This window comes from Streptomyces sp. NPDC053541 (assembly GCF_044544705.1).
In the GTDB taxonomy this organism is placed as follows: Bacteria; Actinomycetota; Actinomycetes; order Streptomycetales; family Streptomycetaceae; genus Streptomyces.
In genome coordinates this window covers 477,812-480,189 of sequence record NZ_JBITXM010000007.1, presented here as the reverse complement: position 1 = coordinate 480,189, position 2,378 = coordinate 477,812, and the positions used below count along the sequence as shown (strand labels likewise).

At 72.6% G+C, this 2,378-nt stretch carries 3 protein-coding genes; all 3 read left to right on the top strand.

All coding sequences use genetic code 11. From position 1 onward, the window contains the following. On the top strand, positions 1 to 439 hold a 439-nt coding region (locus ACIGW2_RS20645; protein WP_399844904.1), incomplete at its 5' end, for an acyl-CoA dehydrogenase family protein. Between the two features lie 28 nt (positions 440 to 467). Next, positions 468 to 1,253, top strand: coding sequence for an electron transfer flavoprotein subunit beta/FixA family protein (locus ACIGW2_RS20640; protein WP_361581195.1), 786 nt, complete (start codon positions 468 to 470; stop codon positions 1,251 to 1,253). Between the two features lie 33 nt (positions 1,254 to 1,286). Beyond that, on the top strand, positions 1,287 to 2,243 hold the full coding sequence (locus ACIGW2_RS20635; RefSeq protein WP_361581192.1) for an electron transfer flavoprotein subunit alpha/FixB family protein: 957 nt from the start codon (positions 1,287 to 1,289) through the stop codon (positions 2,241 to 2,243). Positions 2,244 to 2,378 lie beyond the last annotated feature (135 nt).

Sequence of the window (2,378 nt, the reverse complement as noted above, 5' to 3'; positions counted from 1 at the left end):
CGCGATGAAGACCCTCGACCACACCCGCATCACCATCGCCGCCCAGGCCCTCGGCATCGCCCAGGGCGCCCTCGACTACGCCAAGGGCTACGTCACCGAGCGCAAGCAGTTCGGCAAGCCGATCGCCGACTTCCAGGGCGTGCAGTTCATGCTCGCCGACATGGCCATGAAGCTCGAAGCCGCCCGCCAGCTCACCTACGCCGCCGCGGCCAAGTCCGAGCGCGTCGACGGCGACCTCACCTTCTTCGGCGCCGCCGCCAAGTGCTTCGCCTCCGACGTCGCCATGGAGGTCACCACCGACGCCGTCCAGCTCCTCGGCGGCTACGGCTACACCCGCGACTACCCCGTCGAGCGCATGATGCGCGACGCCAAGATCACCCAGATCTACGAGGGCACCAACCAGGTCCAGCGCATCGTCATGGCCCGCAACCTCCCGTAATCGTCCACCCCTTGAAAGGAGACAGGCCGTGACCCTGAAGATCGCTGTCTGTGTGAAGTACGTTCCCGACGCCACCGGCGACCGCGGTTTCGCCGATGACCTGACCACCGACCGCGAGGCCGTCGACGGCCTGCTGTCGGAGCTGGACGAGTACGGCGTGGAGCAGGCCCTCCGGATCGCCGAGGAGGCGGACGACGCCGAGGTCACCGTCCTCACCGTCGGCCCCGACGACGCCAAGGACGCGCTCCGCAAGGCCCTGTCGATGGGCGCCGACAAGGCCGTCCACGTCAACGACGAGGACATCCACGGCACCGACGTCATCGGCACCTCCGCGATCCTCGCCAAGGCCCTGGAGAAGACCGGCTTCGACCTGGTCGTCTGCGGCATGGCGTCCACCGACGGCACCATGGGCGTGCTGCCCGCGCTGCTCGCCGAGCGCCTGAACCTCCCGCAGGTGACGCTGCTGTCCGAGGTCTCGGTCGAGGACGGCGTCGTGAAGGGCCGCCGCGACGGCGACGCCGCCAGCGAGCAGCTGGAGGCCCCGCTGCCGGCCGTCGTCTCGGTCACCGACCAGTCGGGCGAGGCCCGTTACCCCTCCTTCAAGGGGATCATGGCCGCCAAGAAGAAGCCGGTCGAGGAGCTCGACCTGGACGACCTCGGCATCGACGCCGACGAGGTCGGCCTCGGCGGCTCCTGGACCCTGGTCGAGTCGGCCACGGCCCGCCCGGCCCGCACCCAGGGCACGATCGTCACGGACGAGGGCGACGGCGGCAAGCAGCTCGCCGCCTTCCTGTCCGGCCAGAAGTTCATCTGACCCACCGTCATCCCACCTCAGGAGCAAGGAATCATGGCTGAGATCCTGGTTCTCGTGGACCACGCCGACGGTGCGGTCCGCAAGCCGGCCCTCGAACTGCTCACCCTGGCCCGCCGTCTCGGCGAGCCCTCGGCGGTCGTCCTCGGCGCCGGTGAGGCCGCGGCCTCGATCGCCGCGACGGCCGGCGAGTACGGCGCGGCGACCGTGTACGTCGCGGACGGCGCCGAGTTCGCCGAGCAGCTCGTCGTGCCGAAGGTCGACGCGCTCGCCCAGATCGCCAAGGACAAGGGCGTCGCCGCCGTCCTGGTGACCTCCTCGGGCGAGGGCAAGGAGGTCGCGGCCCGCGTGGCGCTGCGCCTCGGCTCCGGTCTGATCACGGACGCGGTGGAGCTGGAGGCCGGCGAGAACGGCCCGGTCGCCACCCAGTCGGTGTTCGCCGCCTCGTACCAGGTGCGCTCGACCGTCTCGCACGGCGTGCCGGTCATCACCGTCAAGCCGAACTCCGCCGCCCCGGAGGCCGCCCCGGCCGCCGGCACGGTCGAGAACGTGACGGTCGCCTTCACGGGCAACGCCGCCAAGGTCGTCTCGCGCACCGCCCGGGTGTCCACCGGCCGCCCGGAGCTGACCGAGTCGGCGATCGTGGTCTCCGGCGGCCGCGGTGTCGGCGCCGCCGAGGGCTTCGAGGTCGTCGAGAAGCTGGCCGACGCGCTCGGCGCGGCCGTCGGCGCCTCGCGCGCCGCGGTGGACGCGGGCTGGTACCCGCACTCCAACCAGGTGGGCCAGACCGGCAAGCAGGTCTCGCCGCAGCTGTACATCGCGGCGGGCATCTCCGGCGCGATCCAGCACCGGGCCGGCATGCAGACCTCGAAGACCATCGTCGCGGTCAACAAGGACCCCGAGGCCCCGATCTTCGACCTGGTCGACTACGGCGTGGTCGGCGACCTCTTCGAGGTGCTGCCGCAGCTCACGGACGAGATCGGCACCCGCTGACACGACGAGAGGGGCGGGGGGGGCGCGGGGGGCCCCCCCCCCCCCCCGGGGGCCCGCCCCCCCCCCCCGGGGGCCCCCCCCCCCCCCCCGGCCCCCCAAGCACCCCCCCCCGGCCGCGCGCGCGGCGCCCCCCCC

Excerpts from the sequence above, each read along its gene's own strand:
- ACIGW2_RS20635 (WP_361581192.1), top strand. The coding sequence starts at position 1,287 with ATGGCTGAGATCCTGGTTCTCGTGGACCACGCCGACGGTGCGGTCCGC.